The following is a 24711-nucleotide window of genomic DNA, read 5'->3' as shown; positions in this document are numbered from 1 at the left end:
GGTGAACCTCCCTGCATTATGGAGTAATAAAATCTTTGTTCAATTCTCTGATTCCATGAGCATAAGCTTCCGTAAAAGCCAGTATGAACGGACCAAAGCTGTGATGCTCGTTCCGGTATGGCAAGGGAAGTGTAACATATGCTTTGACCTTTCCCCTCTCATCGCCTTCTCCCGGGCATAAATTCCCCGGGCAGCTAAGTTCTGTAGAGTAATCAGGATTCACGCCATATTGGTACAATCCATGAATCCCCTTTTGAAAGGGAGCCCTGTATATGTCTTTATCCAAGAGCCCCAACCGAAGGCCAACACCGTATCCATAAAGAATGAGAGCTGTGCCTGAGGATTCCTCATACGAGTATTCGAAGGGGATTTCCTGGCGCCATAAGCCTCTCTTGCTCTGGTAGGGAAGGAGCGCATTAGAAAGATCCTTGAAATAATCTTCTGCTTTTCCCCTGTGCGGGGATTCTTGGGGTAGGTACTGCACCAATTCCGTTAATGCAAGATACCCCCAACCGTTTCCTCGGCTCCAATGATCTTCGGAGTACAGACCCGGCCCCAGAAAATTTTTGCATTGGTGCAGCAGCACGTTAGAAGGGTCAATGAATTCGTCGATCATCAGAAAGGTTTGCTTGGCCGCCTCGTCTATATAACGTTGATCATTCAAACTAACGCCAGCGAATAATAGGTATGGGGTAACTGCCATCGCCGCATCAATCCAGATTAAGTCCGCATCACCTGAGCCAGGCATTTTAACAATACCTTTACGATCCCGAGGGGCCGTGAGCAGTTCCTCTGCATATTCCCTTACCTGAGCCTCGATTCCCGGCATTAGACCTGTCATTAAGGCGAATGCCTTGGCCAATCCGCCGATTCGATAGCTTGGAAAATTATAATGAGGGTGCTCAATTTCATCTGGGAAACGGTTTAGAATCTTGCGGCAACGCTCTTGCAGCTTAGCGTTATCCCCTAGTTGTGAACACCTGACAAGCGCATATATTGCAAGCAGACCATAATAATGCTTTACTTCCTCCAGACTTTCATAGGTATCGAATAGTTTCTCGGAAACGGCTAAAGTGTCCATAGGAAATACCCTCCTTTAGTCCAATTTAAAGTCACTTCGTGCTATCAACCAACTTTCTCATGGGTTCGGTCGTCAATTAAGTTGGCTGTAATTCTATTTTTATATGATTAGGCAAAAAACGATTCAAAGGCGATATCATGAAACACAACTCGCGTGTCCCGAGTCAATATAAACAGCATGACATCCACGACATCGGATGCTTTCAGAAATTTCTCCCTTGCCACTTGCCGATCACCCCAAAAGGCCGTATCCACGCCTCCTGGGTTCAATGTGGTCACGCGGATATTTTGATCCATTACCTGCATAGCAAGACCCTGGGAGAACATATTGACTGCCGCCTTGGCCGTGCAGTACATCGGAGCGTTTGGATTGGCCCGTTTCGCTGCCATAGAACCAATATTGATAATATGTGCACCATCCTCCTTGTTAGATATCGGGATAAAGTGCTTGCAACAAAGGTAGGTGCCCTTCACATTCACATCCATGGTCGAGTCATACTGTTCTTCGGCCATAGCTTCCACCTTAGCAGGAATGGATAATCCAGCCAGATTGACCAGGATATCCGCTTGTCCGTATGTTTGTTGTACAAGATGAAATAATGTTTTTACTTCTTCCTCGTTAGTGACATCTATAGTTGATACAATGATCGAAACTCCCTCGGATTCATATTTTTCTTTCATTTGATTTAACTTTTTAGGATTGGTGGAGGCCAATACCAATTTCACACCTTGGGAGGCTAGTTCCTCCGTCAATATCGTACCCAAACCTCCTGTTGCCCCTATAACAATAGCTACTTTATTCTGCAAGGATCTCAAATCGAAATACCCCTTTCAACCATTAGTAAGTTAACAGTATTTTGCCTAGATTCTCGCCACGGATCATCTTCTGGATAGCTTCTTCGGCCTGTTCCACCGGCATGGTATCGCTGATCATTCCCTCCAGATTATATTGCTGGCTTTCTACGATTTCTTCCAGCATCCGAACCGTACGAACAAAATCCTTGAACGTATACACTCGGCTTCCAACGAGATTCAACTCCTTGAAGATCGCTGTCAGTACATCTACCTCCGGACGCTTGTGGGGGAACCCAACAAATACAACGGTACCGCGAATGGCACACAAATCCGTTGAACTTAGCAGGCCTGATTGTGAACCAGATACCTCAAAGACTACATCATAACCAGTTTCCTGAGTAATCTCGGCTGACAGGGCAGCGACGTCCTCATGACCGGGATGAATCGCCTCGAATCCGAAGGATTTGATCATATCAATCCGGGCTTCATTAAGCTCTGTAAACACAACTCGTTCGGCTCCACAGCGTTTCGCCATAATACCGATGACCATGCCGATAGGTCCACCCCCAATGATAAGGACCTTGTCACCTGCTTTAGTTCCTCCACGCTGATTGACATGGAAGCCTACTGCAAAGGGCTCAGTCAAAGCTGCTATACGATCGGACATGGAGTCTTTCAGTTTGATCACTTTAGCTGCGGGTACCTTTACATAATCCGCAAAGCCGCCATTCGTATGAATACCGAGCAGCTTTAATGATCGGCACACATGCCAGTTCCCTTCCAGACAAGCGGAACATTCTCCACAACTGATGAGTGGCTCCACAACAACCCGGTCACCCATCTTAAGATCGGATCGCTTGGAGGAATTAACCTTCTCCACAACTCCGGTGAATTCGTGACCCAGAATGACTGGGGTCTTGGCCGTTGGATGTTTTCCCTTATATATGGTCACATCCGAGCCGCATACGCCTGCGTATGTTACCTTGATAAGAACTTCCTCGTCACATAATTCGGGTACGGCCACATTCTTAATTTCAATATGCTCCCATTCGTTTAGAACTGCTGCTTTCATCAATAACTCTCCTCCCGTTATAGATTAAAGATCAGAAATAACCGCCGCGTTTTACAACTTCCGTAGGTGTCAGACCGTCTACGATCATTTGCTTGATCTCTTTCTCATTTTCCTTAATATATTCCGATTTAAGCAGCACATCGTAAGCCAACTTCCGTGGAATAACGATGACGCCATCAATGTCACCAAAGATAACATCACCTGGATATACGAACACATCCCCAAGCTTCACCGGCATCTGCCAGCCAATCATACGAAAGCGTCCCAACATCCCGTTTGAAGTTCTGTATTTGCAGAATACCGGAAAATTCTGTTCCAGAACTTTATCTGTATCACGCACCCCACCGTCCACAATGGCGCCTCTGCAGCCTCGTCGTTTCGAAGCCATCGTCATGATTTCTCCCCATTGGGCAGATTCATCGTCGCCGCTTGTATCCCAAATGCAAATCGAGTCTTCATGGAGCTCCTCCAGCATCTTTGCCCGTTGCTCCATTTCGCTGGTCAGCGTCAAATTCTTTGAGCCTTTGACCGTGAATGCGATTCCCGCCACCTTCATGTCTTCCCTTAACGGAAGGATTTCTTTGGGCATCGTCTGATAGACATACCCCAGCTCCCGCAGAACATCATTCACGGCAGAGGTGAACACCTGTTCATAACGATCGCATAGCTCCTTCTCTGTGATAGGCAGTTTAACGATTTGATGCTGCTCCCTTGATGCTGTTAATTCATCCAAATTCATAGCCGTACCTCCATATCCCATATTGATGAGTTGATCACTTATTAAAAATCATAAGCAGAGAAAGCCTTTTCATCCATGCACATTACAAGGTTCTTTTTATCCGATTCGCTTATGTCCGTTCCTGTCCGAGGAATGTTATAATGAGTAATATGAACAAGTGGAAAAAGGGGTTATTTGTTGATGTATAATTTTATCGTATCCGATATTAGCTATGTTTTAGAGAGACAACCCGACCCCGCTTGGCGAACTGGAGAAATCCGCAACCAGACTCACCATATCCTGGCTATTAATAAAAGGGGCAGAGCTTTTTATAATATTGAAGGAACACATTACACCATAAAAAAAGGAGACCTGCTCTATTTCCCGAAGGGATTGGTTCACTCCGGCTTCAGTGATCCTGAAGAACCCTGGGGCTTTATTATGGTTGCCTTCGATTTGGAGAGTCCTTCGGGAGAACTGGGGTTTCCCCCGTCTTATTCAGGAGTTAATCCTTCTTCTTACCCTCACCAGATGATAGAATTGTTCCAAACCCTTGGCCCTGCATGGGCCGGCAAGAAGCCCGGCTATTTACTTCATTGCCGCAGCATCATCATGGAAATTCTGTACCATATGATCCGAACTCGTACCTTCTCACTCCCCAACTCCCCACATACGCCAGCAATTGAGAACATTATCAATCTAATGCAAGAAAACTACAGCCGCCATTATAGCGTGCAGGAGTTGGCGGTCATGGCAGGCCTTAGTCCCTCTCACTTTCGATTGGTTTTTAAAAAGGTGACGGGCCAGTCTATATTGGATTATCAAAACCAGATTAAGCTGGGGAAAGCAAAGGATTTGTTGTTAAGTGGAGAATGCAACGTGACGGAAGCCGCCTTGCATACCGGGTTCGGCAATGTGTATTATTTCAGCCGATTGTTTAAGCAGGTTATGGGATGTAATCCATCCGATTATTTGAGGAAGTGACAACAGGTCAACATGCTCACTTGAGTATCTAGCAAGTACGATAATTACGATGCCCATGAGGATGTAATGATCAGTGCAATAAAAATCATAAGGTGATTTCTCCGAAAATAATTGGCCCCTGAGCAAGGAAGCAGACTACCGCCTTCCCGCTAGGGGCCATTCTTCATTTCTAAATTAGATAGAACACGGAGCCGCAAATCGCGAGCTCCGTTTTGTTGTTTATCGGCGACTTCATTTGGATCCACATCGAAAGCCAGCATTAATCAAGGATCCCAGTCATATCTGCCACAAATACTCTACGGGTGCCCCCCACATAGGCATTAAATGCAAATTGAGTAAACCCTCGGTCCCAAGCAGGATGTGGATCTACACGATGCGTGAAGTCAAAGGGCTGCTTTGTGGGCACGCGAGCGAGCACCCTTTCGCTACCATTCTGCAGATTGACCAGACGAAGCGGCACCGTGCCGTCGCCGAAGGCCACCGTATCTTCTAAATAAGCATCTGTTAGCAGATGAATGCCATCCGGATGAACCGTAGGGTGACCGGAGCCCTCCACCTCGTCCAACAGCTTATGCAAATCTTCGCCATCATAACGCACTTTCACGAACCGTAAACCTTGTCCATCAATATTTAGGTTCATGGTCAAATGCTCTCCATCTGGCATCCAGTTGATATGATGTCCTCCTTTAGCCCAAACATGGGAGGGAATGGCCAGTTGAATATCCGTGCCGTCGCTCTTCATCGTGATCACATGGTTCTTCCGGATCCTGTGATCCTTGGAAAACGTACGTAACACGAACAGCAATCGTGTGCCCTGAGGATTCCACTTGCACTGAAAACCGTAGCTCTCCCCCTCCCTATAGTCGTCCAAGTTCAGCTTCCCTTTGTCGTGGAGTTCCTCTAGCATCACCCGAATAGAAGCAAGCAGCCGACCATCACCCGTCTCCGTATCCGTCACAAAAAGCCCGTCATCGTCCGGCAAACCTGTATTTATTGGCACTTGATCGTCTGGCAGCATGACCCCGTATCCGATCTGCGTCCGCCTCGCTCGGGCCGGACAGGTGGTGGCGACTGTCCTTCCATCCGGCGAAACCATGAAAATTCCAGTCTCCATCATTTTCGTCATCCCGTTGAATGGATTCAGCTTGATGCCTCGGGCTTGCCAGGTGGTAACATCAACGTCATTGTAAAAGAGTTCCTCGTCACTTGCCCCCCATTGGACATTCGCGCCAACCTGGCTCTCCCAGCCACACGTTCTGGCAACAATGCGTTCCTCACCTTCCCAAAGATCAACGATGATGACCTCGCCGGCATCCCCCGGCTGTGGATTCCGATTTTCGAAGGGCATGCGGAACAGCCCAAGGTAGCGGCCAGAAGGACTAAAGGGGGAGGTATCAAAAAATCGATGAATCACTCGGCCTTCACCAGGAGTGACGCAACGGAACGTTATGGAGGGATCGTAATCGTTATAAACAGGGAATTTTTCCGATATATTCATGATCATGTTCCTTTCTGATGTGTGGAATTTCAAAGAAGCCATGGATTCATCCATGGCTTCAGAGCTTCCTTATTTACCACCCACCGAGTTATACCAATCATTGACTTCTTCGGTTATCTGATCTCCACCCATTTTCTTCCATTTATCCACAAATGTATCGAACTCATCGATCGAGGCCTTGCCATACACAATCTTGAGGAACGTCTCACTTTCCATCTTGACCAGGGCCTCCCATTTCGACTTCATGGTTGGAGTAGGTGGCCCCAGGAACAAGTTCGCCAGGGTGTTGTCTTTTTGCTGTAACGTGTAATAAGCCGCCTTCCATTCGAGTACATTTTTCGGATCCTTCCGCTCCGATTCGGGAACTGCGTTATACATCCGCGTTTCAAATGGTGTTGAAGGTTTCTCTCCGTTGTACAGCTTCACATATGAATTTAATTCAAGTTCAGGATCCACGAAAGGTTGACCGCTCAAGAAATAAGAAGCTACATTTACTTTTTGTTTGTCTGGGAAGTCAGCCTCTACAGAGCTTACTTTGCCATCCTTGATGACGTAGTCATAGCCTTCCGCATAGCCATTCTCGAATTCGCTGCCCTTTGGCGGGTCACCTATTTCGTACATTTTGTTGATATAGAGGAAGAAGGCATCAACGTGCTTAAAGTCTTTGTTAATCAAGAAGGCACCGCCTGGCACGGTCGTATTTCTGAGTCCCGGTTTTCCAGACGGACCTGCCGGAATCGGGAACGGAGCCGCTTCAGCATTTGGATTGTTCTTATTCAAAGCGCTCCTTACCACGGAAGCTTGGAAAGTCGGGCCTGTCATAATGCCTGATTTCTGATTCCGGAACGTATCATCGCTCTTGCCTACATCAATCAATCCAACATCCGCTGAGAGATAACCTTTCTTATACCAATCCTGCATTTTAGCTAACGCCTGCTTCATTTGCGGTTGAACGGAACCGTACTCTAATTTATCCCCATTCCACTTGTTCCAATAGTGAGGAATGATACCATACCCACCAAAAATCCAACTCGCATCCCCGCGCCACTGTACAAATGGCATATTGGCATCCTTGATACTTATGGCTAGCGGAGGATTCACAGGCCCCGTCCCGAAATCGGTCTTCTTCATTCCATCCATGATTTTCTCCAGATCGTCAAACGTCTTGGGCGGTTCCATGTTCATCTTCTTCAGCCAATCCGTACGAATCCAGAGCAATGTATCATTTTGCTGCGCCCTGGAGAGGGTGGGAAGACCGTAATGTTTGCCATCTTTTGTTACCTGAGCCCAGTACATAGGATCTTGATTATATATTTGCTTTACTTTGGGTGAGGCATATTTATCGAACGCACTAGAGATATCCATAAACTTACCGGATTCAATGAGATCGCTCATCAATTGCGGATCATAAATATGAATCACATCCGGCATCTTATTATTTGCCGACAAATCCAGTCTGACTTTGGTCGCGAACTGATCACCAGAGGTTACCCAGTTATACTTGATATCAATCCCCAGATTGTCTTTTACCCATTTGGTATGAACATTGTTTTCAAGGGTTTCTCCATTTTTGAATACGTAGTTAGAACCAACAGATCCAACTGTTGTCAACGTAATTGGCGGGTCGAACTTCCCGTTCGTAAAGCCCTTGCTTTCCACGTCCGATTCAGGCGACTGCCCCTTGTCTCCACCACTGGAACAAGCTGTTCCCATTAATGCTATCACTAACAGAATCGCCGATAGCATCATCATTTTTTTTCTCATGCTCTTAACCCCTCTCGTAACTGATAATTTGTTACAACCCTATAGTAGAGTAATGGCAAACGTGTTCACAGAGTGAATTATTTAACTTCGCATATGTTATGTTAACTTTTATTTCAGTTACCCTTTTACCGCTCCAAGGACAATCCCCTTTACAAAATAGCGCTGAAGAAACGGATAAACTAGAAGTATTGGAAGGGTACCTATAAAGATCTTTGCCGATTTCAGTGTGCGTTCCGTTAAGTTAACGATCTCCGCATCCGATACGGTTCGCTGACTGAGGTCCGGCGCCTTAATCATGGTTTGCAGCAAGGTGCTCATCGGCCAATTCTCTTTTTGCATGTAGATTAGACCATCAAACCAGGCGTTCCAGTGACCCACAGCTACGAATAAGACAATGGTTGCAATCGAAGGCATGGAAATCGGCAAATAAATACGAATCAGCGTCGTCATGTGACCTGCGCCGTCGATTAAGCTTGCCTCTTCCAACTCCTTAGGAATCGCCCGAAAAAAATTCAGCATGAGGATCATATTATACACCCCTAGCGCACCAGGAAGTACTAAAGCCCAGATCGTATTCATTAAATGCAGCTTTTGAATGAGGATATAGGAAGGGATTAATCCTCCGTTAAAGAGCATGGTGAAAACAAAGAACCACGCAATGACTCTCCCCCCTTTTAACGAATCCATCTTTGACAATGGATACGCAGTAAGTACGGTAACCGCAATCCCGATCACAACACCAAGTACAACGCGTGCAACGGACAAATAAAAAGCGACTAGAAAATCAGCGTCACCTAATGTTCTCTTGTAGGAATCCAAGTTAAAGTCTACCGGCCAAAAAGTTACTTTGTTCGCACTTACAGCTAAACCGCTGCTAAATGACAAGGCAAGGACATGGATTAATGGGAGGATACAAGCAAGCGATATCAAACTAAGTAAAATAATGTTCAGAGCGTAAAAAATCCGGTATGATTTTGTTTTGTAGTACATAGGAACCCCCTAAAAAATGCGATAGTTTGCAAACCGGGAAGCCAACACATAAGCAATGATGACCATGATAAAGCCTACGGCGGATTTGAATAATCCGATAGCGGTTCCCAGACCGAACTCGCTGTTCAGCAGTCCGACTCGATAAACAAAAGTATCTATGATGTCCCCTTTATCGTAGACCAATGGATTATACAAGTTGAAGATCTGATCAAAACCAGCATTTAACACGGAGCTCATCGCTAATGTTCCCACGACAATCACAATCGGAACTAAAGCGGGAAGCGTGACAGCCCAGGTTTGCCGCCATCGATTGGCGCCATCCACTTCGGCTGCTTCGTAGAGTGATGGATCAATATTCGATAGAGCTGCTAGAAATACAATGGTAGCGAACCCGAATTCCTTCCAATTATCTGAAACGATGACAACAAATCGAAACCAGTTCCCGTCCGCGAGGAATAAGATGGGGTCTAAACCTAGTGAGGGAAGAACTAGCGTATTGATAATTCCTTGCGAGGATAGAATGTCTCCTACAATTCCTCCAAAGACGACCCACGAAAGGAAATGCGGTAAATAAACCAGTGTTTGAATAACCTTTTTTAATCCCATATGTCTAATCTCATTTAGCAATAAAGCAAAAACAACAGGTACCACTAAATTAACAATAATTTTTGTGCATGCAATAAAAAAGGTGTTCCAAACCACTTGCAAGCTATCCTCTCGTTGAAAAGCCATCTGGAAATTCTCCCATCCCACCCAAGGGGATTTAACAAAACCTAACCATGGCTTAAAATCTTGGAAAGCCATCACAAGCCCCGCCATGGGCAAATAGTGGAAAACAAACACTAGAATCATGCCAGGAAGCAGCATCCAATAGAGTACAGCGTTCTTTCTCAGTCTCATGTCAAACCTCATCTCCCATCTGTCTTTCTTATTCAAGTAATCTGTAAATTAGGTTAACATGGTCAGAAGTCATGCTAATAGTAGAGGAAATGAACATCAGGTATGTTATCTTAACCATTTTGATAAAGCGTTTTACTTATCAATAAATTTGATCTAGCATTTAGATAAATATCCTGTTGTCAGGAGGAATCCCATGCTCGAGAGGTACAATAGGTTAAGCACATTCGTCAAGATCAACTTGATTCTTGTAATGATGTTGCTTCCTTTGTTGGTCTTAAATTACTTATCAAACCAAACCAGTAATAAGGTGGTCCGCAACGAAATTTTACGCTCCAGTGAAACCTATCTGGCGCTATTGACGAATCAGATTGATACGACCATGAATCAAATGTCTACTTTTGTCCTTGGCATGAATCGCGACAGTGCGGTAAGATCCTATCTGAATTACGAAGTATTTCAGGAGCCCTATGATAAACTGGTTGTCGTTTCGAATATTTTGGAGAAGTTAAATTTAAATAGCTCTTCCATGCCGTGGACCAACCAAATTGCAGTGTATTCGCCGATTTCTGAGGAAGCCATTTCGACATCTGGGAAGGTCATCTATGATGCTGCTTTTTTGAAGGAGCACATGAACACAAACTGGGAATTGCTTCCTGAGGATTACAGATATGGTCATCCTTATTTTATCCGTCATTTTATCGAGCCACGCTATTCCGTTAATCGTCCTTTGTCATCCTATCAGCTGATTACCGAGATTACTTTTCCGGTCTATGAGCTGGTCAAAAGCCTCGATCAGTTCAAGAACAAGGGCAACGTCCATGATCCTTTTTTGTTCAAGCCTGGCGAAAAAGCTATTATTAATACCAGCTCAAACACTGCTTTCATCAATACGATGGTCGATCACTTGTTAGACACGAAAATGAGCACTTCAGGCTATGAAACCATCGTCATGCAAAATAATAAATACATCGTTACTTACCAACTTTCCAGTGCCTTAGGTTGGTATCTTGTAGATTACGTGCCGCTCGACGAAGTATTGGCGCCCATCAATCGCTCCAGCCATATCTTTGTGGGCTCCGTTATTATTCTTGTTTTTCTAGGACTAGCCGTTTCGTACTTCATTTACCGAAATGTGCAAATCCCTATCATCAAGTTGTTGTCTGGCGCTCGGGCAATAGCAAGAGGTGATTTCTCCACGCAAATTTCATACCGTGCGAGGAATGAGTTTTATTTTCTTATCTTGCAATTTAATACCATGGCTACACAGATTAAGGAGCTCATTGAAACCGTCTATGAATCCAAGATACGGCTGCAAGAGGCGACCCTAAAGCAACTTCAATCTCAGGTAGATCCACACTTCTTATACAACAGCCTTAATTTTATTCAATATAGCGCTAAAAACCATGATGAGGAGGCCGTTATTTCCATGACCCTGCAACTGGGTGCTTATTATCGCTACGCTACACGACTGGGCGAAGCTACGACAACACTGCAGGAAGAAATGAACCTCATCAAAAGCTATTTAGAGATACACAAACTACGCATGTACGACATGGATTATGAAATTGTCCTTCCGCCGTCAATGAACACCGTTGAAATTCCAAGACTCATTCTTCAGCCTGTTGTTGAAAATGCCATCGTCCACGGAATTTCGAACCGGAGTCAAGCGAGTTTTATTAAGGTAAGTGCTGAAAGCGTTAACGAATTCCATCGAATCACAGTTGAGGATAACGGTCCCGGTCTAACTTCGATAGAACAGGAAGAACTGCTTGCCAGAATTATGCACTCAAGTAATGATCACAATATGTGCGGACTTTGGAATGTCGCCCAAAGGCTTATTCTTAAATTTGGCGAAGAAGCCGGTGTCTCTATGGAGCAATCTTCGTACGGTGGATTAAAGCTTACCTTATACTGGCCAAACTACGATTCGAAGGATGGGATATGATGACACAGTTATTAATCGTAGATGATGAGCGGCTTGTAGCCGATTCATTAGCAGAACTACTCCCCTGGGATGAGCTTGATATCCAGCATGTTTACCGTGCCTATTCAGGCAATGATGCACTGGAGCTTTTGAACACACATCCGATTGATATTGTAATCACCGATATCCGGATGCCAGAGTTTAGTGGGCTTGAGCTTATTGAAAAGATTCGAGAAGCCAACAGCAGGACTAAATGCATAATTCATTCAGGTTACGCGGACTTTGAGTATGCTAAAAAAGCCATGTCCTTTCAAGTAACGGAATTTGTCATTAAACCAGCAAGTGATGAAGATATCCTAAATGCGGTTAGAAGGATGAAAGATCAGCTTTATGAGGAATGGCAGTTGCTATTTTCCCAGCAAAAGGTATTTGCTGCTCTAAAAGAACAAGCGCCGCTTATTCGTTCTCTGTTTCTTAATGATTTGATCAAAGGAAAAAAGTTCGGGTATGGCGAGTTAGAGACCAAATCGGAATTTATGAATCTGCCATTCCGAACGGATGATTCCATTGCATTGATGGTCATTCGATTGGAGGAGGGGTTTGCGGAATTTGACCAAGTAAGTCTTTCCCTGTTCGAATACGCGATCCTGAATATTACGGAAGAAACGTTGAGGGAACATTTCGATGTCATAACTGCTAAAGACGTTTATGACTACTTGGTCATCCTCGTGAAGGTCAATCAGCGTAGGGAAGACAAAGCGATAAAAAGTGGCAAGTCTGTTCAAAACTCCTTATTGTTGGAACAGTTGGCACTCAAACTTCAAGAGAACGTAAGAATATTCCTGAAAGGGAGAATTTCTCTTATTGTAAGCACCTGGGGGTCCTTTGCCAGGGATGTGCCCGATCTGTATCAAGAATGTATCGCGACCATTAGGCGCAGTGTGGGTAATGACCAGGAAATTTTCTTAACGTTGGATGACAAACGCTTAAGTACGCAAGTCAAATCACTTGGCAGCCTATACGAACCTCCTTCGTTGATGCAGCTCTTCGACATGGGCCAAAAAGAAGAGACGCTGGCCAAGATCGAATCGATCATAAATGAGCTTGAAGAGCATTGGTCCGATTCCCAAGAACATTTGCTAGAAGTGTTTCTGCATTTTAGCTCTGCCTTCACCTATGCCGCACATAAGAACGGAAAATTGCTGGAGAATCTGATTGGAAGCGATTATGAGCCGATTATCTCACGCAAGCCTTTTTTAAGTATCCGCCAGTTAAAGGAATGGACATTCAAAGTCGCCAACCTCCTTTATGATGACCTGAACCGTGATTGGGTTGACGCAAAAAGCTTAAGTATTAAGCAAATTCAACAATTTGTTATCAATCACTTGGCGGAAGATGTGACGCTACAAGCCATAGGGGATCATGTTCACATGCACCCTGTGTACTTATCCAAAATTTTCAAATCAAGAACCGGTGAAAATCTCAGTGAATATATTATTCGACTAAAAATGGAAAAGGCTGCTTTCTTACTAAAACAGACCGACGATCGCGTCTATCAAATTTGCACTAAAATCGGCTACCAGAATCCGCCTTATTTCACTAAACTATTCAAGAAATATTATGGGATTACCCCACAGGAGTTCCGTGATGCTTCTATGGAACAATAGGAAGTGATTGTTCCAATACAGGAAGATACCTGAATAGGCAACCCTCGGTTATTTCATCGGAATTTTTGGTTCTTTCAAATAAAACGGTCCCCTGAATAAGGGAGCGGCCTTCCGTCTTCCCAGGGGACCACCGGAAACGTTGCTGAACTACTCTCCACTTCTTCACAGCGTGTGGGAATGGAAAGAAGCATTCACAACTTGATATGACTGCTCGCCGAGCTTTGTCGGTGCCAGTCTAGAATTTGAGCGCTGGTGTGAGCATGACGATCGTAAAGCAGGCATTCTTTTCGGGTGCAACCGCCATCGGATGTTGAGCTAACAGTCAAGCACTGATTTTAAAGTTGAGGCCGATTTAAATTAACATTTACTCGCAAAAACGACGGTAGCCGTCCTAGATGATCGGCTGCCGTCGTTCTGCTAACAGGGAGGATAGCATACTACAAACCCTTTAACATCAAATTCCATTCATTTGTTGCTTTTCTTAAAGATGATTTCCTCCGGTGGCATCAATAAATTGCCCCGTGACCCATCGCGCTTCCTCAGAGGCTACAAACACAACTACATCAGCAACGTCTTTAACGTTGCCAACTCTTCCGAAAACAGACGCTGAAGCTGCTCCAGCACGAGCTTCTGGGTTGGCGAGCCAATCCTTGTTCATATCAGTATCCGTAACTCCCGGCCTTACTGCATTAACAGTAATACCCTTTGATGCAAAATGTGGAGCCAACGCCAAAGTAAGTGTCTCAATGGCTCCCTTGGAAGCCGCATAAATGGTATTCATTGGACCGGCAACACGAGTAAAGCCAGTAGACATGTTAATGATTCGTCCGCCGTTCCGTATAAACGGGCTAGCTTCTTGAGTAAGGAAGTATGGAGCTTTAAGATTAATATTAATGACATCTTCGAACGTTTCAATTGACGTTTCTTCAAAAGAAACGGCCGGTGCAATACCTGCGTTATTGATTAAGATGTCCAAATGCACAGATCCAATTTCCGAACGAACAGCATCTTCAAATGAAGCCCAAAGTTTTTTTGCACCGGTAATACCAGTGTTTAAATCTGCTTCCAGAGCCACAGCCTTTGAGCCGAGCGCCTTAATCTCTTCAACAACTTTTAAAGCAGCATCCCTATTACTGCCGTAATGAACGCCTATAAATTCCGCTCCGCCTGCAGCTAATTTTTTGGCTATTTCAGCCCCCATTCCACGACTTGCCCCTGTAACCAAAGCAACCTTACCACTGAATCTTCCTTCATTTGTCGACATATGATCTACTCCTTAAAAGAGAATTTTTATGTTATTTTGGCAAGGACTTCCTCAGCACGATTCTACATAATAAGAACCTCCTTCAATGATTTCAGATGAAAATAAGAATCTCTTTGTACGTCGCTGGACGCCCTCGCCCCATAATCGGCGGAATATCGTAACGATCGTTACGAAAATAATATTATAATTCGCTGCGAATTGTCAATAACATAACGATCATTACATTTTTTTGTGTTATACATTTTTGTGCACACTATCATTCGTTCCATGCCAGAGGCGTCAAGCGGCGTCGCGTTAAGATGAGGCATCTCGCTCTTGCGAGATTGGTCATCAGTGGGGCCGTTGGTGCGTGATACATATCCATACAGCCGAGTATTTCGCCAGTTCGTGCCCTGCCACAGACCCTAGCCCGATGGATTAGCAGAATTCCGTAACGTGTGTTATGATAACGTATTATGAAAGTCTGACGTGAATCCTTTTTATAGTGACTGTTACAAAAAAAGAAAGCGAGGGGGATCTGACTGATGGGACGTAAGCGCGAATTCGATGTGGATCAGGCACTGGATGCGGCAGTTTGCCTGTTTTGGCGCAATGGCTACGAGGGCGTGTCATACACCGACCTTACACAGGCCACGGGTGTCGAACGGCCTGCGCTCTACTCGGCGTTTGGTAACAAGGAGGCGTTGTTCCGCCGAGCGCTGGCTCGCTATTACGAGCACTACCTAGATTTCGTCCCGGCGGCGCTGGAGCTGCCGACCTCGCGGGAGGTGGTCGAACGCCTCCTCTTCAAGTCGGCTGAATTGCATACTCGTTACCCGGATCACAAGGGATGTCTGGGAATCAACGGTGCCTTGGCATGCTCGGACGATACCGAACCTATTCGGCGTGCTGTGATTGATGCGCGTGCGGAGGGAGAGGTATCGCTGCGTGAACGCTTCGAACGGGCAAAGCAGGAGGGAGATCTGCCGGAGACCGCTAACTGTGCTGCGCTAGCTGCATTCGTGATGGCAGTGGTCCACGGTATGGCTGTTCAAGCCAAGGCTGGCTTCAGTCGCGACATGCTAGAGGCTGTTGCTGAGCAGGCGCTCTCCACCTGGCCTACCGGCAATTCCACACTTTCCGGAAAGCCTTCCTAAACCTTAGTGCAGAGGAATATCGTTATAAAAACGTAAGCTTGGCTGTCATGACCCCGAAGTCCCTGCAAACGGACACACTTAGGGTTCCATCAGGCTGCTGGTAATCAGTTTTCTGTTTATTTGACTATACTGCCCGTTAGTTAAGGAAAAAGGCAGCCGACTTTTGGGTCAGCTGCCTTTAAATGTCATCATTGAGCTATCGTTTTCCGTTAGCGCAACGAACCATGTTTATACTCTTTTGATCCTCATTCGGCTCAAACCAGCGAGTATAGAGTAGCGGATCCAAAAAAATTTTAGTTTTTCTTATTATATTTTTACTAGGAATCTGAAGTTACAGCAGCCGCCACCTTCAGCTTTTCTCCTTTGACACCCGGACCGCCTCCCGACTCATCTCTAGATACGTCACGGACTTCTCATAATCTCTGCTGGCCATGCCGAGATAGAGGATATCGATCACGTTCAACTGCGTTATCCTGGAAGACGTCGCGCCAACACGAATTTCGTTTTCAGTCGATGTCATGTATAGCGGAATATCTCCCTGTGCGCTGACCGGTGTGTTGCCGTACTTGGTGATGGTAATTGTGGCGGCCCCCTTCTCCTTCGCCATCTTCAGGCAGGAGACGACGTTCTGCGTCTCACCAGAGTAGGAGATTCCGACCGCCGCGTCGCGCGAGGTCATCGTCGCCGACGAGCTCAACTGTAGATGCGTATCGGTGAAGGAGAAGCACGTCTTGTTGATCCGCATGAATTTGTGCTGTGCATCCTGCGCGACGAGATTGGACGCCCCTACCCCATAGAAAAAGATCCGCTCTGCCCCGTAGAGCACATCGATAGCTTTCGTGATCATCGCCACGTCCAGGATCTTGAGTGTGTCCCGAATCGACTGGATGTTGTTATTCGATACGTGCTGGACGATCGAAGCGATCGAATCCTGGGGCTGAATCTCTTGATAGCCGAATCCGGCCCCTTCTTGCAGATCACCCGCCACCTTCAACATTAATTCCTGATAGCCCTTTAGCCCCATCGACTTGCACAGGCGGATGACTGCCGCCTGGCTGCCGCCACTCTGATCGGCCAACTGGGCGACGGACAGCCCAATCATGTTTTGCGGGTTCTCCAGTATGAAGTTGGCTACCTTCCGCTCGGAAGGCGTCAACTGGGCCAGCATTTCTCTGATCCTGACAAGGCCACCGTTCATCATTTCAAACCTCCGCGCTAATCCGAATTCATTCTATGGTTTCATTTCCTGATCGGAATGAATATCAAGACTTTATTTAAATAGTCAAATCTTCCAAAGTCGCCGCGACAGCATTGTGAAGGCAAGCCCGCAACCGGGCGACAGACTTGTCCCGCCCAAGATGCACGCGGTTCGTCAGCAACACTATGGTCACCCCGGCGTCCGGATCGATATAGAGACTCGTACCTGTAAACCCGGTATGCCCATAGCATCGTTCAGACAGCAGATCGCCGGACGCGTCCCACTTGTCTCCCTTTAACACCCACCCAAGCCCGCGGGTTCCACCGACAGCGGCTGCTGTCTGATTCTGCACGGCGAGCCGTACGGCCGAGCGAGACAGAAGCCGCTTGCCCTCCCATTCGCCTTCGTTCAGCCACATCAAAGCATAGGTGATTAGATCCCGTGCCGTAGAGAACAAGCCCGCGTGTCCGCTGACCCCACCCATCGCCCAGGCGTTCTCGTCGTGGACAATCCCCCATCGCGGCTCAGGCTCATAAGAGTAACGCTCGGTCGGCGCGATCCGAAGACGTTCCTCGGGAGGAGGACGGAATCCACTGTCCATCATCCCAAGCGGTTCGAATATCCGCTTGGCGGCGGCTTCTTCCAGCGGCGTTCCCAGCACCTCCGTGATCAGTTGGCCGAGCAGGATGAAGCCCAAGTCGCTGTAAACAACTTGCGTTCCGGGTTCATAATCCAGACGCTGTCCGGCAACGAAGCTCATCATCTGCTCTTGCGTCCAGCCATGAGAGTGCATGTTGGCGAAGGGCGCGAGCCCTGCCGTATGGGTCAGCAGATGACGGATGGTGACGGAGGACTTGGCGAAGCCCTCTCCAGTAAATTCGGGAATGTATCGTTCGACAGGATCATCCAGTAGTATATGTCCTTCATCCAAAAGTTGGAGGACGAGCGGCAAGGTGACAACGATCTTAGTCAGCGAAGCGCAGTCGTACAGCGTATCCGTACGGACAGGGAACTTCGTAGCCACTTCTATGCCGGCTGCTCCCGCAGCATACTCCAGAATCCGCCCGTTCCGGCTGATAGCTACGACACCGCCAGGAATCTCGTCTTCCGCGATCGCTTGATCCAGCAATGCCACCACGCGGCAAGCCAGCCTGGCATTCAGCTCCATCTGACGGGTCTGATCGATCCATTCTTCTTTCATAGTAAAGTCCACCTCCCATTAGGATTGTTAGCCTTCAACCCCCCAAATCAAAACGACCAGCCGAGTCCCTTTTGATCGGTCCGGTAATGGCTTTTGTTAGAGCCAACCTGTCAGACAAATGGGAGATCGGCTGTCGCGATCATTAGAATGCTGAACGTTTTAGAAAAGGCTACATGAACATCTGCTGGCGTTGGTGAACGCCACCTGGAGCGACCGCATAAGCCTGCGCACGCTTGAACCCGTTGACCGCACCTCTTACGACCGTCAGCGCTTTGTAATACTCAATGTATGGAAAGCCGTACGTCTCGCCCCGAGCGAATGAATAACAGTTCAATCCTCTGACCCACTTCTCGTAAGCTTCCTCCGGAATATCGATGAACACTTCCGGATTATAGTCGTACATATCCTCCCAGTTCTCCGAGAAGAAAACCCGCTTTACACCATGATACGGTAATTCGCGTTCAAAGCCCGGGATTGCGGCGTAGTATCGTGCATCCTTCGTGATGAAGTGCGTATTCTCGTGGTCCTTGTGCATGCTCTTCGACCAGTGGGTGATGAGGATGTCGGGCTTCAGCTCACGGATGACGTCCGCGACCTGGAACTTGACCTCTTCGTTCAGCGGAAGCTCGCCGTCCTTGTAGTCGAAGAAGCGGACGTCCGCCCCAATGATGTGTGCGAATTGATGCGCTTCATCGATCTTCTGCTTGGCATACTCCGTCGGCGGCAGGTGCGGATGGCCCTTCTCGCCTGGCGTCAAATGAAGCATTGTCACTTTGTGCCCTTCCATTACGTACTTCGCGAGTGTAGCGCCCGCCGTCAAGTCTTGATCTCCTGCATGCGCGCTGATGGCCAGAATGTGCTGTTTTTGATTGTCACTCATTGAATATCTCTCCCTTAGTAGATAGATTTTGATGCATAGTCATCGTTACTTCAAACCAGTGTTCATCATCCCGCGAACATAGTATTTCTGAAGGAAAATGAAGAGCAGCAGGATCGGAATCGTCGCGATCACGAGTCCAGCCATGACCAGCGGCTGCGTCAAAGTCGGATCTATCGCGGACTTCAGCATCTGGATGCCAACGGGGAGCGTCGCCAGATTCGAGTTGACCGAATTCATGAGCAGAGCCCAGATGAATTCGTTCCACGAGTTGATGAACTCAAAGATCGCGAGCGTGGCTAGCGCCGGCGCTGTCATCGGCACCACGATCTGGGCGAAGATGCGTAGCTCCTTGGCGCCATCGATCCTGGCCGCCTCCAGATAGGCATCTTCGATCGAGATCATGAACTGGCGCATCAGGAAGATGCCGAAGCCGCTGACCGAGAAGGGCACGATAAGTCCGAGCATGCTGGCCGCGAGTCCCCCCTCACCGCCCTGGCCTAGGATATCGTTGCCACCGACGAGCGGGAAGTGGACGGTGATAAAGTAGTTCGGAATGAAGAATAGAAACGCAGGGAACATCATGGTCGACAGGATGAAGCTGAATATGACCTGCTTTCCCGGAAAGCGGAGTTTCGCCAGTACATATCCTGCCAGCGAGCTCGTGATCAGCACGACCAGAGTGATGGAAACCGAACGAATCAGGCTATTCTTGAACAGGAGCAGGAGCTGCAGCTCCTCGATTGCCATCCGGTAATTTGAGAAGATAAAATGTTCAGGCAGCAGCCTGTATTTCAATAGCGCGTATTCGGATGCGCTCTTGAAGGAGGAGAAGATCATGTCCAGGAACGGAAAGACCATCATGACGCTACCGATGATAATGATGACATAGAAGTACCAGGGAGCTCGATTGGATTTCATTAGTAACTCTCCACCCCTCCCTTGCGAAATATCAGAAGCTGAGCCATCGTAATGATGAAGATCACGAAGAACAAGATAATGGCCATCGCGCTCGCGACGCCCCAATTGCCGAAGCTGAATGCCTGATTGTACATCTCCAGCGCTCCAACATTGGTCGAATTACCCGGCCCGCCGCTCTTAGCCATGACCATCGTCAACGTGAACGATTGCAGCCCTCCGATGAAGGAAGTAATCAGCACAAACAGGATCGTCGGCTTCAGCAGCGGGAACGTAATCTTCGTATACTGCCTCAAGTGTCCGGCCCCTTCCAGCTCTGCCGCTTCGTAGTAGTCGTTCGGAATCCCCTTCAGACCTGCACTGAGGAGTAACACGGCGCTGCCAATGCCCATCCAGCCGCTGACCGCTGTGATGGAGAGGAGCGCATGATTCGGATCGTCCAGGAAATTGATCGATCGGAAGCCTAGAGACGTTATAATGCCGTTGATTAACCCATTGGTCGGGTTGTACATGTAGTACCATACGTTCCCGATGGCAACGACAGTCGTGACGGCCGGCATGAAGAACAGCGTCCTCCACAATCCCTCATACCGCATTCGCGAGATGAGGTACGAGATGATGAGCGCCGCGATAAATGAGATCGCAACACCGCCGAACGCGAACACGAATGTATTGGTCATAATTGGGTTCAGAAAGCTCGACTGTGACGAGAAGATGGTGCGATAGTTCTTAAGCCCAACCCACTTCATCGAAGCGAAGTCGAACCCTCCCCAGTCCGTAAAGCTGATCAATACGGAGAAGACGACCGGAATCATAAGGAAAATCAAATAGAACAGTAGAACGGGCGACAGAAATGAGTAGGCTAGCAGCGTCTCTCTTTTGAATTTAAATCGTCTCATGGCACACCTCCTTGCGACTTCGAGTCGCTTACGAACAACCTATTTCTCGCCCAACTTGGTGTTGATCTGGGTGTGTGCGTTGTTCAGCGCGGCATCCATTTGGATTTGATCGGTCCACATGCTCTCGATCTGCTTGTATAGGATGTCCTGCGCTTCCGTGCCGGCCGCGGGGCTCTGCTCGTCAAGCGCGTTGTTCAGCGCGTCGGAGAACAGCTTCGCGCTCGGACTCGATTGGAGCTTCTCCTGCACCTTAGCCGAGGAGAGGTCCGTCTTGCGGGAAGAGATCACGTTGAACGCGTCCAGCAGGAATTGGCCTTCCGGCGTCATGCCGCTATCGTCGGCTTGGGCATTCATCCACTGCAGGAACTTCCAAGCTTCTTCCTGATGCTTCGACTTGCTGTTGACGCCATATGCCCACGTGTACGCCAACGTTCCGCCCGCGCCACCGTCCGGCGTCGGCATCGGCGCCTCGCCCACATCGGTATAAGCATCCTTCATCAGCGTCTTTAGCGAGCCGTCCCACCAGCCGGCGCCGATCGTCATGCCGACCTGGCCCGCGCCGAAGCCTTTGGTCGTGTTGAAGGCAATGTCGGTGATGCCGTTCTTGCCGTACACCTTGCTGTAGAACTCCATGGTCTTGCGGCCCGCGTCGCTGTCCAGGTTGGACTTGGCCAGGTCATCGCTGAGTAAACCGCTGCCCGCGGAAGCCATCATTGCCATGAACGGCTGGACAACAAGACCCGCATACCCGCGTTGGAATCCAAAGCCTTGCACGAGCACCTTGCCATTCGCGTCCTTCTTTTCGATCTTCCTGCTCATCTCGAGCAACTCGTCCCACGTCTTAGGCGGCTCGTCATAGCCGGCTTCCTTCAGCAGCTTCTTGTTGTAGAAAAGGCCATAAGCCTCCACCTCGGTCGGATAGCCGAACACTTTGCCGTTCAATGAGGCACCCTTGACCGCAGCTTCCGGATAGTTCTGAGTGACGTCGTCCGCGACGCTCTGCGGTGCTTCAGCGAGGACATTGTTCTTGGCCAGCTGGCCGCCCCAAAGCGTATAGACGTGCATGATGTCCGCGACCTGACCCGCCGACTGCTTGGTCATAATCGTCTTGAGAAGCTCACCGAAGTCTACCGGGGTCATCTTGACTTGGATGTTGGGATTCTCTTGGTTCCATTTGTCGATATACGGTTTAAGCGCGGCTTCGTTGGAGCCGTTATAGTGCGAGAGGAGCGTCAGCGTCACCTTCTTGCCGGACTCGGACGATCCCCCTGCATCCTTACTGCCGCTGCACGCGGCCGTGGTTAAAGCCAGCGCCACTATCAGCGATCCACTCAGTACTCTTTTCCACATCTTCATCTTTAGAGCCTCCCCAATAGCATGATGGTTTATATGGATCTGCACACGATATCGAAGCTTCGTGTGATCGTGAAGCCTGTCTTCAGATACAGTTGACCCGCCGGGCTCTGCTCCCCAGTCCATAGAAACCATGCGCCATGCATGCCTTGAGAGCGCATGAGTTGGAGGCATTCATATAATAAAATCTTCCCGATCCCCTTGCCACGCTGGCTCGGATCGACGCCGAACGGGCCGAACCGCTCCCTCACACCTTCGTATCCGCCATGCAGGCAAAAGCCAACGAGCGCCCCCTTGTGCCTCGCGACTAAGATCTGTGACAGCTTGAGTTGTTGGGTCAATCCTTCCCGGATGGCGCGACCCCAATCGGGATTGAACACGTCCGTCGCGAATCGAATTACCTCATACAGATCGCTGTCCCTCGCACGCGAGAACGTATAGCCTTCGGCGATACGCTGCTCGGTTAATTGACGAACAGCTTCCGGGATTTCAAAGTCGACGAGCGAATAATCCATGGCGACGGAAGTATACATGCGTTTGAAGCCTTTTTTATCCAGCCAGGCGGCGGCCTCCGAGTAAGCCTGCTTGTCCACGCCCGGCACGACATAGTTGGGGGCATAAGCGGAAAAAAACATCTTGTCCCGCTTACTGGCCCGCAAAAAAGCGGTGGCATCCTCGAGGAGCCGAGTAGCGACACCCTGTCTACGATAGCCCGGATCTACAAAGAAGAACGGCACCCAGCCTCGATCCGTCTCCAGCTCAGTGCCGTGCATCGGCAGCAAGCGTCGGATCGCGTAGAAGCAGCCGATCACCTCGCCGTCCCCGCTTGCGATGCGCATCCCCTGCGGATCGAAGTTTGCGTCGAGCAAGACGAGATTGCGGAACCGTATGTCGGTTATCGGATCCTTGGTCAAGCAGCGGTTCCACAGTTTCACGATCGCCGCTTCATCACCAGGAAGGTAATGATGGTATTGAACGGTTGTCATGGGATCACCTCTTGTTTGGATTTTAGTCGTAGAGCAGGCTTGATTGTCGAACGGTCATCCAATCAAGGCTATCGGCACGCCAGTCGGCCAGGATCGCGTCCAGCTCGCCCTCGTGGTGGAGCGTCTTGCGGACTCGATCGCTGCCGCTCAGCACGTCGATGAACCATCCAGATTCCGCTTCTGCGGGCTTCACCCAAGCGAATTCGTCCGGATGCAAGCGCATGATGCGTTCGATTAGGCGTAGTCCGGTCGCCGCCGATTCGTAAGCACTCTTGTCCGTCACGAACGTCATAACGCCATTGCAGAGCTCGCCCCGATGCTTAGAAATGACTGGAGTGAAAGTGATGGGATGGAAGACGACGCCGGGGAGGTTCATGGCGTTCATCTCGACGCAGAGCTCGCGGTGTCGCAGCCAAGGTGCTCCGATCATCTCGAACGGCCTCGTTGTGCCGCGTCCTTCGGATAGATTCGTCCCTTCGAAAAGACAGTTGCCTGGATAGACGCGGACGGTATCCATCGTAGGCATGTTGGGAGAAGGAAGAACCCAGGGGAGACCGGTGTCGGTGTATGCCATGTCCCGTTTCCAGCCCTCGAGCCGGACGACATGAAGCGCGCACGGCTTTTCCATCTGGCTACAAACAAAGGTCGCGAATTCGCCGATCGTTAGCCCCGTGGTGAAAGGGATGCGCCAAGCTCCTACCATCGAGTAGAAGCCCTCTCGCAAATAGCCACCTTCCGCTCCGAAGCTACCCATCGGATTCGGACGGTCGAGCACAATCACCTCTACGCCATGTTCTGCGCAAGCTTGCATGACATAGACTAGCGTGGAGAGGTATGTATAGAACCGCACCCCCAGGTCTTGAATGTCGAAAACGATTGCATCCAGCGGCTCGAGCATCTCGGCCGTAGGGGCACGATGCTTGCCGTACAGGCTGTGAACCGTGTGACCAGTCTCGGGGTCCACTTCTTCTTCGAATTTGACGCCGGCCTGCCGGTCGCCCCGAATACCATGCTCGCATCCAAACAGCGCTTTGAGTTCGGCCCCCGGCAGCGATTCGCAAATCTCGATCGTAGAACGATAGCACGAATCGATGCCGGTAGGGTTCGTCAACAGTCCGAACTTCTTACCTTTTAAGATCTGCCCAGCCTCGCCTGCCAGCATATCTGCCCCGGTCAGTACCATAGTTGACATATATCTCACCTCGCAAATGGTATGATAGTTTTTATGTCACTTTATACGTATGATAATTTAACTTATAGGAGTAAAATTTTTTTGCAAAATTTGAAAATTACAAGATATTACTTCATGTTACCTCTAAATCGATTCAAGGATTTTTTTGTCATATTTTCTTCCATATTTAAGTGAGAGTAATTGTTATATCAACCTATATTTTTGTGAAATATTTATTCAAACTCCCACCATACGAATCGTATCACCTCCCTAAAGCGATTCCCTATCCACCGATTTCAGCAAATCTCCAGTCCAC

Annotated in this window: 21 protein-coding genes and 1 pseudogene; 5 read left to right on the top strand and 17 right to left on the bottom strand. The window is 48.4% G+C overall.

Going from position 1 to position 24711, the window contains the following annotated elements; genetic code table 11:
* Window positions 1–16 precede the first annotated feature (16 nt).
* From FHS19_RS00285 to FHS19_RS00270, 4 genes are all read right to left on the bottom strand, one after another.
* Entirely contained in the window at window positions 17–1081 is a 1065-nt protein-coding gene (locus tag FHS19_RS00285) for a glycoside hydrolase family 88 protein (protein WP_183577033.1), read from the bottom strand.
* Window positions 1082–1188: 107 nt separating this feature from the next.
* Complete coding sequence (locus FHS19_RS00280; RefSeq protein WP_183577030.1) at window positions 1189–1896, bottom strand: SDR family oxidoreductase; 708 nt, start codon at window positions 1894–1896, stop codon at window positions 1189–1191.
* A gap of 22 nt (window positions 1897–1918) precedes the next feature.
* The gene (locus FHS19_RS00275) at window positions 1919–2947 is read right to left on the bottom strand and encodes a zinc-dependent alcohol dehydrogenase (RefSeq protein WP_183577027.1); all 1029 of its coding nucleotides are present in this window, start codon (window positions 2945–2947) and stop codon (window positions 1919–1921) included.
* 31 nt (window positions 2948–2978) lie between these two features.
* A complete protein-coding gene (locus tag FHS19_RS00270) occupies window positions 2979–3686 on the bottom strand; it encodes an RraA family protein (protein WP_183577024.1) in 708 nt (235 codons plus the stop codon).
* A 180-nt stretch (window positions 3687–3866) separates the two neighbouring features.
* On the opposite strand from FHS19_RS00270, the gene FHS19_RS00265 reads away from it, so the two are divergent.
* Complete coding sequence (locus FHS19_RS00265; protein WP_183577021.1) at window positions 3867–4649, top strand: AraC family transcriptional regulator; 783 nt, start codon at window positions 3867–3869, stop codon at window positions 4647–4649.
* 259 nt (window positions 4650–4908) lie between these two features.
* On the opposite strand, the gene FHS19_RS00260 is transcribed toward FHS19_RS00265, so the two are convergent.
* From FHS19_RS00260 to FHS19_RS00245, 4 genes are all read right to left on the bottom strand, one after another.
* Window positions 4909–6201: a TolB-like translocation protein gene (locus tag FHS19_RS00260; protein WP_246426381.1), complete on the bottom strand. Its 1293-nt coding sequence runs from the start codon at window positions 6199–6201 to the stop codon at window positions 4909–4911.
* A 15-nt stretch (window positions 6202–6216) separates the two neighbouring features.
* The gene (locus FHS19_RS00255; RefSeq protein WP_183577018.1) at window positions 6217–7911 is read right to left on the bottom strand and encodes a type 2 periplasmic-binding domain-containing protein; all 1695 of its coding nucleotides are present in this window, start codon (window positions 7909–7911) and stop codon (window positions 6217–6219) included.
* 117 nt (window positions 7912–8028) lie between these two features.
* Entirely contained in the window at window positions 8029–8901 is an 873-nt protein-coding gene (locus FHS19_RS00250; RefSeq protein WP_183577015.1) for a carbohydrate ABC transporter permease, read from the bottom strand.
* Window positions 8902–8910: 9 nt separating this feature from the next.
* Window positions 8911–9801 carry an ABC transporter permease gene (locus tag FHS19_RS00245; RefSeq protein ID WP_183577012.1) on the bottom strand — a complete coding sequence of 297 codons (891 nt, stop codon included), beginning with the start codon at window positions 9799–9801 and terminating at the stop codon, window positions 8911–8913.
* Between the two features lie 193 nt (window positions 9802–9994).
* Between FHS19_RS00245 and FHS19_RS00240 the strand changes: the two genes are divergently transcribed.
* The 3 genes and pseudogenes from FHS19_RS00240 to FHS19_RS35845 all read left to right on the top strand — a co-directional run.
* Window positions 9995–11746, top strand: coding sequence for a sensor histidine kinase (locus FHS19_RS00240; protein ID WP_183577009.1), 1752 nt, complete (start codon window positions 9995–9997; stop codon window positions 11744–11746).
* Entirely contained in the window at window positions 11743–13392 is a 1650-nt protein-coding gene (locus tag FHS19_RS00235; protein WP_246426380.1) for a response regulator, read from the top strand. The genes FHS19_RS00240 and FHS19_RS00235 overlap by 4 nt, the downstream gene beginning before the upstream one ends.
* 133 nt (window positions 13393–13525) lie before the next feature.
* A pseudogene (locus FHS19_RS35845) lies at window positions 13526–13663 on the top strand (ISL3 family transposase); the annotation flags it as partial.
* 210 nt (window positions 13664–13873) lie between these two features.
* Here FHS19_RS35845 and FHS19_RS00230 read toward each other — a convergent pair.
* Window positions 13874–14656: an SDR family NAD(P)-dependent oxidoreductase gene (locus FHS19_RS00230; RefSeq protein ID WP_183577006.1), complete on the bottom strand. Its 783-nt coding sequence runs from the start codon at window positions 14654–14656 to the stop codon at window positions 13874–13876.
* Window positions 14657–15180: 524 nt separating this feature from the next.
* Between FHS19_RS00230 and FHS19_RS00225 the strand changes: the two genes are divergently transcribed.
* Entirely contained in the window at window positions 15181–15792 is a 612-nt protein-coding gene (locus tag FHS19_RS00225) for a TetR/AcrR family transcriptional regulator (RefSeq protein WP_183577003.1), read from the top strand.
* 349 nt (window positions 15793–16141) lie between these two features.
* On the opposite strand, the gene FHS19_RS00220 is transcribed toward FHS19_RS00225, so the two are convergent.
* From FHS19_RS00220 to FHS19_RS00185, 8 genes are all read right to left on the bottom strand, one after another.
* The gene (locus FHS19_RS00220; protein WP_183577000.1) at window positions 16142–16990 is read right to left on the bottom strand and encodes a MurR/RpiR family transcriptional regulator; all 849 of its coding nucleotides are present in this window, start codon (window positions 16988–16990) and stop codon (window positions 16142–16144) included.
* Between the two features lie 76 nt (window positions 16991–17066).
* The gene (locus FHS19_RS00215; protein ID WP_246426379.1) at window positions 17067–18191 is read right to left on the bottom strand and encodes a serine hydrolase domain-containing protein; all 1125 of its coding nucleotides are present in this window, start codon (window positions 18189–18191) and stop codon (window positions 17067–17069) included.
* 169 nt (window positions 18192–18360) lie between these two features.
* A complete protein-coding gene (locus FHS19_RS00210; RefSeq protein WP_183576997.1) occupies window positions 18361–19071 on the bottom strand; it encodes a PIG-L deacetylase family protein in 711 nt (236 codons plus the stop codon).
* A 45-nt stretch (window positions 19072–19116) separates the two neighbouring features.
* On the bottom strand, window positions 19117–19989 hold the full coding sequence (locus FHS19_RS00205; protein WP_183576994.1) for a carbohydrate ABC transporter permease: 873 nt from the start codon (window positions 19987–19989) through the stop codon (window positions 19117–19119).
* Window positions 19989–20885, bottom strand: coding sequence for a carbohydrate ABC transporter permease (locus tag FHS19_RS00200; RefSeq protein ID WP_183576991.1), 897 nt, complete (start codon window positions 20883–20885; stop codon window positions 19989–19991). Before FHS19_RS00200 ends, FHS19_RS00205 begins: the two co-directional genes overlap by 1 nt.
* 39 nt (window positions 20886–20924) lie before the next feature.
* Window positions 20925–22241, bottom strand: coding sequence for an ABC transporter substrate-binding protein (locus FHS19_RS00195; protein WP_183576988.1), 1317 nt, complete (start codon window positions 22239–22241; stop codon window positions 20925–20927).
* A gap of 29 nt (window positions 22242–22270) precedes the next feature.
* Entirely contained in the window at window positions 22271–23224 is a 954-nt protein-coding gene (locus FHS19_RS00190; protein WP_183576985.1) for a GNAT family N-acetyltransferase, read from the bottom strand.
* A gap of 22 nt (window positions 23225–23246) precedes the next feature.
* Window positions 23247–24416, bottom strand: a complete 1170-nt coding sequence (locus FHS19_RS00185) for an exo-beta-N-acetylmuramidase NamZ family protein (protein ID WP_183576982.1) — start codon at window positions 24414–24416, stop codon at window positions 23247–23249.
* Window positions 24417–24711: the final 295 nt, after the last annotated feature.

It is taken from the genome of Paenibacillus rhizosphaerae (assembly GCF_014192015.1).
Taxonomy (GTDB): Bacteria; Bacillota; Bacilli; order Paenibacillales; family Paenibacillaceae; genus Paenibacillus_AQ; species Paenibacillus_AQ rhizosphaerae.
This window is presented reverse-complemented; position numbering and strand designations above follow the sequence as displayed.

Bases quoted from the DNA above. Each gene is read 5' to 3' on its own strand.
- FHS19_RS00285 (WP_183577033.1), bottom strand. From the start codon at position 1,081: ATGGACACTTTAGCCGTTTCCGAGAAACTATTCGATACCTATGAAAGT.
- FHS19_RS00220 (WP_183577000.1), bottom strand. From the start codon at position 16,990: ATGAACGGTGGCCTTGTCAGGATCAGAGAAATGCTGGCCCAGTTGACG.
- FHS19_RS00270 (WP_183577024.1), bottom strand. From the start codon at position 3,686: ATGAATTTGGATGAATTAACAGCATCAAGGGAGCAGCATCAAATCGTT.
- FHS19_RS00245 (WP_183577012.1), bottom strand. From the start codon at position 9,801: ATGAGACTGAGAAAGAACGCTGTACTCTATTGGATGCTGCTTCCTGGC.
- FHS19_RS00235 (WP_246426380.1), top strand. From the start codon at position 11,743: ATGATGACACAGTTATTAATCGTAGATGATGAGCGGCTTGTAGCCGAT.
- FHS19_RS00205 (WP_183576994.1), bottom strand. From the start codon at position 19,989: ATGAAATCCAATCGAGCTCCCTGGTACTTCTATGTCATCATTATCATC.
- FHS19_RS00240 (WP_183577009.1), top strand. From the start codon at position 9,995: ATGCTCGAGAGGTACAATAGGTTAAGCACATTCGTCAAGATCAACTTG.
- FHS19_RS00250 (WP_183577015.1), bottom strand. From the start codon at position 8,901: ATGTACTACAAAACAAAATCATACCGGATTTTTTACGCTCTGAACATT.
- FHS19_RS00225 (WP_183577003.1), top strand. From the start codon at position 15,181: ATGGGACGTAAGCGCGAATTCGATGTGGATCAGGCACTGGATGCGGCA.
- FHS19_RS00265 (WP_183577021.1), top strand. From the start codon at position 3,867: ATGTATAATTTTATCGTATCCGATATTAGCTATGTTTTAGAGAGACAA.
- FHS19_RS00260 (WP_246426381.1), bottom strand. From the start codon at position 6,201: ATGGATGAATCCATGGCTTCTTTGAAATTCCACACATCAGAAAGGAAC.
- FHS19_RS00200 (WP_183576991.1), bottom strand. From the start codon at position 20,885: ATGAGACGATTTAAATTCAAAAGAGAGACGCTGCTAGCCTACTCATTT.
- FHS19_RS00185 (WP_183576982.1), bottom strand. From the start codon at position 24,416: ATGTCAACTATGGTACTGACCGGGGCAGATATGCTGGCAGGCGAGGCT.
- FHS19_RS00210 (WP_183576997.1), bottom strand. From the start codon at position 19,071: ATGAGTGACAATCAAAAACAGCACATTCTGGCCATCAGCGCGCATGCA.
- FHS19_RS00190 (WP_183576985.1), bottom strand. From the start codon at position 23,224: ATGACAACCGTTCAATACCATCATTACCTTCCTGGTGATGAAGCGGCG.
- FHS19_RS00230 (WP_183577006.1), bottom strand. From the start codon at position 14,656: ATGTCGACAAATGAAGGAAGATTCAGTGGTAAGGTTGCTTTGGTTACA.
- FHS19_RS00215 (WP_246426379.1), bottom strand. From the start codon at position 18,191: ATGAAAGAAGAATGGATCGATCAGACCCGTCAGATGGAGCTGAATGCC.
- FHS19_RS00275 (WP_183577027.1), bottom strand. From the start codon at position 2,947: ATGAAAGCAGCAGTTCTAAACGAATGGGAGCATATTGAAATTAAGAAT.
- FHS19_RS00195 (WP_183576988.1), bottom strand. From the start codon at position 22,241: ATGAAGATGTGGAAAAGAGTACTGAGTGGATCGCTGATAGTGGCGCTG.
- FHS19_RS00255 (WP_183577018.1), bottom strand. From the start codon at position 7,911: ATGAGAAAAAAAATGATGATGCTATCGGCGATTCTGTTAGTGATAGCA.